This window comes from Burkholderia sp. (assembly GCF_018375725.1).
Lineage (GTDB): Bacteria > Pseudomonadota > Gammaproteobacteria > Burkholderiales > Burkholderiaceae > Burkholderia.
This window is the reverse complement of the sequence record NZ_JAHACR010000304.1, coordinates 1-4909: the sequence shown is the minus strand read 5'-3', so window position 1 is coordinate 4909 and position 4909 is coordinate 1. Positions and strand designations below refer to the sequence as shown.

The 4909-nt window shown below is 67.0% G+C and carries 4 protein-coding genes; 1 reads left to right on the top strand and 3 read right to left on the bottom strand.

All coding sequences use genetic code 11. The features are described 5' to 3' along the window. The 3 genes from KH616_RS21345 to KH616_RS21335 form a co-directional block, all read right to left on the bottom strand. Window positions 1–399: aldehyde dehydrogenase family protein (locus KH616_RS21345; protein WP_292250572.1), on the bottom strand; the 399-nt coding region annotated here is incomplete at its 3' end. 102 nt (window positions 400–501) lie between these two features. Next, complete coding sequence (locus tag KH616_RS21340) at window positions 502–2208, bottom strand: AMP-binding protein (RefSeq protein ID WP_292250571.1); 1707 nt, start codon at window positions 2206–2208, stop codon at window positions 502–504. Window positions 2209–2373: 165 nt separating this feature from the next. Beyond that, a complete protein-coding gene (locus tag KH616_RS21335; protein ID WP_292250570.1) occupies window positions 2374–3507 on the bottom strand; it encodes an acyl-CoA dehydrogenase family protein in 1134 nt (377 codons plus the stop codon). Between the two features lie 137 nt (window positions 3508–3644). Here KH616_RS21335 and KH616_RS21330 point away from each other — a divergent pair, with 137 nt between their 5' ends. Further along, window positions 3645–4670 carry an AraC family transcriptional regulator gene (locus KH616_RS21330; RefSeq protein WP_292250568.1) on the top strand — a complete coding sequence of 342 codons (1026 nt, stop codon included), beginning with the start codon at window positions 3645–3647 and terminating at the stop codon, window positions 4668–4670. The last annotated feature ends 239 nt before the right edge of the window (window positions 4671–4909 follow it).

Here is a 4909-nt window from a genome sequence, read left to right as displayed (position 1 = left end):
GCCGAGCTGCAGCGTGCCGACCGAGCACGCATGCTCGACCACTTCGAGGCCACGGAAAATGTCGCCCTCGGCGTCGGGAATCGTCTTGCCCTGCTCGGCGGTCAGCGTCTTCGCGATCCGCGGCAGGTTGGTGCGCACGAGGTCCTGGAACTTCAGCATGATGCGCATGCGCGCGGAAATCGGCGTGTTCTTCCACGATTCGAATGCGGCCTGCGCGGCCTGCACCGCCGCATCGACCTCGGCGACGGTTGCGAACGGCACGCGCGCGAGCACCTGCTGCGTGGCCGGGTTGACGATGTCGCGCCACTCGCGGGTGGCGGAATCGACGAATTCACCGTCGATCAGCAACTTGACCGTCGGCACGTCTTGCTCCTTGCGGGGCGTCGGATTCGCATTCATCGCTCTACTCTCCTTGCGTTGGCCGCAGCGCAGGCACCGCGCGCGGCCGGTTCATGTCGGATACGGGCAGCCGCCGCACCATGCGGCAGCGCATGCCCACGGTCATTTCAAATCGGCTGAAAAATCTTCTTCCCAGTATTCGCCCGGCATCCGCGCGGCCGGATCGTCGCCCCGTTCGATCTCACGACGCCGCAACTCGACGCGGCGGATCTTCCCGGAAATCGTCTTCGGCAATTCGGCGAACTGGAGACGGCGGATGCGCTTGTACGGCGCGAGCTTGTCGCGCGAGAAACGGAAAATCTCGAGTGCGAGCGCGGGGCTCGCTTCGTAGCCCTGGCGCAGGGTGATGAAGGTCTTCGGCACCGACAGACGCACCGGATCGGGGCTCGGCACGACGGCCGCCTCGGCAATCGCCGGATGTTCGATCAGCACGCTTTCCAGCTCGAACGGGCTGAGCCGGTAGTCGGACGACTTGAACACGTCGTCCGCGCGGCCGATGTAGACGAAATAGCCGTCGTCGCGCCGCATCGCGATGTCGGACGTGCGGTAGTAGCCGCCGCGCATCGCATACGCGGTGGCGTCGGCATTGTTCGCATACCCCTTCATCAGGCCGACCGGACGCGTCACGTCCGGGCCGACCGGCAGCGCGACCTCGCCTTCGCTCACCGGCACGCCGTCCGGATCGAGCAGTTCGATCGTGTAGCCCGGCATCGGGCGTCCCATCGAACCGGCGACGACCGGCTGGCCCGGCGAATTGCCGATCAGGCAGGTCGTCTCGGTCTGTCCGTAGCCGTCGCGGATCGTGATGCCCCACGCCTTCTTTACGCGCTCGATGATTTCGGGGTTCAGCGGCTCGCCCGCGCCGACGATCTCGCGCAACTTCACGTCAAACGATGCGAGCGGCTGCTGCACGAGCATCCGCCATACGGTCGGCGGGGCGCACATCGTCGTCACCTGGTACTTGACGAGCGCATCGAGGACGACCTTCGGATCGAAGCGCGCATAGTTGAACGCGAACACGCACGCCTGCGCATTCCACGGCGCGTAGAAACAGCTCCACGCGTGCTTCGCCCAGCCGGGCGAGCTGATGTTCCAGTGGATGTCGCCCGGCTGCAGACCGACCCAGTACATCGTCGTCAGGTTGCCGACCGGATAGGTGCGGTGCGTATGCTCGACGAGCTTCGGCTTCGACGTCGTGCCCGACGTGAAATACAGCAGCATCGGATCGCTCGCGTGCGTGACGCCGTCCGGCTCGAACGCGGCCGGCGACGCATAGCCGTCGCGCATCGCCAGCCAGCCGGCGCGCGGCGCGCCTGCGACGATCTTCTGCGTCAGACCGAGGCCGGGCTGCTCGAATTTCGCCACCTCGTTCTCGTCGACGATCGCGAACGTCGCGCCGCCGATCTGCACGCGGTCGCGCACGTCGTCGGCGGACAGTTGCGTGGTCGCGGGAAGCACGACCGCGCCGAGCTTCATCGCGGCGAGCATCGCATCCCACAGCTCGACACGGTTCGGCAGCATCAGCAGGATCCGGTCGCCACGCGTCACGCCGATGCCGCGCAGCCAGTTCGCGATCCGCGACGAGCGTTCCGACATCTGCGCGAACGAATAGCGCTCGCCATCTCCGGTCGCCGCATCGACGATCCACAGCGCGGGATTGTCATTGCCACGCGCCATCGGATCGAAGTAGTCGAGCGCCCAGTTGAACGTGTCGAGCACCGGCCATTGAAACGTGCGGTACGCGGTGTCGTAGTCGGTGCGATGGCGCAGCAGAAAATCGCGTGCGTCCAGGAAAGCCTGTGCCGTCATCGTGTCGTCTCCTGTCGATCGGATGGTGGCCGGAGCGCGGGCTTGCGCGCGTGTTCCGGTGCCATGCGATGCGATCCATGTTGTGCGGCGTGCGCTTACATGCCGCCTGCGCCGCGATGCTTCCGTTGCCGTTCTCGCGGTCTTGCCGCCGCTGCGGCGACGGCGTTACAACTGCCGCGCGATCACCATCCGTTGCACTTCGCTGGTGCCTTCGTAGATCTGCGTGATACGAGCGTCGCGATAGTGACGCTCGACTTCGTAATCGACGAGATAGCCGTAGCCGCCATGAATCTGGATCGCCTCCGAACATACGCGCTCGGCCATCTCGGACGCGAACAGCTTGGCCTGCGACGCCTCCGACAGGCACGGCAGCCCGGCCGTGCGCAGCTTCGCCGCATGATGCACAAGCAGGCGCGCGGCGTTGATCTGCGTGGCCATGTCGGCCAGCTTCTGCGCGATCGCCTGATGCTCGGCGAGCGGCTTGCCGAACTGCACGCGCTCGCTCGCATAGCGCCGCGCCTTGTCGAACGCGGCGCGCGCGATGCCGACCGCCTGCGCGGCGATGCCGATCCGGCCGCCCTCGAGATTCGACAGCGCGATCTTCAGCCCTTCGCCGCGCGTGCCGAGCAGGTTGTCCTCGGGGATTGCGCAGTTCTCGAGCGTGATCGGGCACGTGTCGGACGCGCGGATGCCCATCTTCTTCTCGGGTTTGCCGACGATGAAGCCCGGCGTATCGGTCGGCACGAGGAACGCGGAAATGCCGCGCTTGCCCAGTTCCGGATCGGTGACGGCGAACACGATCGCCAGGCCGGCGCGCTTGCCGTTGGTCACGAACTGCTTGCTGCCGTTCAGCACCCACTTGCCGTCGCGCAGTTCCGCGCGCGTGCGCAGGTTGTGCGCTTCGGAGCCGGCCTGCGGCTCGGTCAGGCAGAACGCGCCGATCGTGCGGCCCGCCGCCATGTCGGCGAGCCAGCGCGCCTTTTGCGCGGGCGTGCCGAAACCGAGAATCGGCCCGCAGCCGACCGAGTTGTGCACGCTCATCATCGTCGCGCACGCGGCGTCGCCGGCGGCGATCTCTTCCATCGCGAGCGCGTACGCAACGTAATCCGTATAGGCGCCGCCCAACTCCTGCGGCACGATCATCCCGAGCAGGCCGAGTTCGCCAAGCTGCGCGACGACTTCATCCGGCAGGTGCGCATCGCGATCCCAGTCCGCGGCGTGCGGCGCCAGCACCTCGGTGGCAAAAGCGCGCGCGGCATCGCGGATCATCCGCTGGTCTTCGGTATAGAGCTCGTCCATGGCCTTGCAGTCTCCGGCAGCCGCCGTGGCGCGGCCGTCATGTGTTTTGATAAATCAAGTGTAGACAAGCCCGGGCGACTGTTCGATGCTCGCACCGCTCATTTACACTGAGCGTTTTTGCCATACCGGCGCCGCCGATGAAGCACGAAGAAAAGGGAACCATCGCAATCAGCCTGGTCGCGTACAGCATCGCGCTGGCGACGCGGCGCGGCGTCGCAGCCGAAGCGATGCTCGCGCAGGCCGGCATCCCGCCCGCGCTGCTCGACCAGCCGCGCGCCCGCGTGTCCGCGCAGCAATACGGCGCGCTGTGGAACGCGATTGCGCGCGCGCTCGACGACGAATTTTTCGGTCAGGACCGCCACCCGATGCGCAGCGGCAGCTTCATCGCGATGAGTCAGGCGGCGCTGACCGCACGCGACGGCCAGCATGCGCTGGCGCGCGCGGTGAACTTCATGCATTGCGTGCTGGACGACCTGCACGCGGAGATCGACGCGAATCCGCAGCGCGTACGGCTGCGCTTCGTGCACCGCAACAACGGCACGGTGCCGACGATGTTCGCCTATGCGACGTACTTCATCATCGTGTACGGGCTTACCTGCTGGCTGATCGGCCGCCGCATTCCGTTGCTGCACGCGAGCTTCCGCTGCGACACGCCGCCCGTCGAGCATGAATACCCGTCGATGTTCTGCGACGACATGCGTTTCAACCAGCCCGATTCCTATGTGGATTTCGATCCCGAATTCGCGACGCTGCCCGTCGTGCAGACCGTGCGGACGCTGAAGACTTTCCTGCGCAACGCGCCGGCCAGTTTCATCGTCAAGTACCGCAATCCGAACGCGCTCGCGCAGCGCGTGCGCACGGTGCTGCGCGGGTTGCCGCCCGCCGCCTGGCCGGGCGCGGGCGAGATGGCCGCACGGCTGCACGTCGCCGAGGCGACGTTGCGCCGCAAGCTGCATCAGGAAGGTCACGCGTATCAGTCGATCAAGGACGCGCTGCGGCGCGACCTCGCCTACGAAGCGCTCGCCGATCCGTCGCGCACGATCGCCGACGTCGCCGCGGCCGCCGGCTTCGCCGAGCCGAGCGCGTTCTACCGCGCGTTCCGCAAGTGGAGCGGGCGCAGCCCGGCCGAGTACCGCGACGAGGCGCTGCAGGCCCGCACCTGATCGCCGTTTCCGCAGAAACCGCCTAATCTTTAAACATCGGGCCAGCGCCCTTCATGCGGGCCGGATCGCGTGCGCCTCACGCACGACGCCCGGACGTCCCGATGCGCTTTCATCGTCCATCGCAGTCTCCGGCGCACGACGCGCCGGATCCTCGCGCGCACCATCCGATATCGGCGCGGATCGCACGCGCTGCGCTGTTCGCGGCGCTGCTCGTCGTGTGCGCGGCGGCCGCCGCGCGG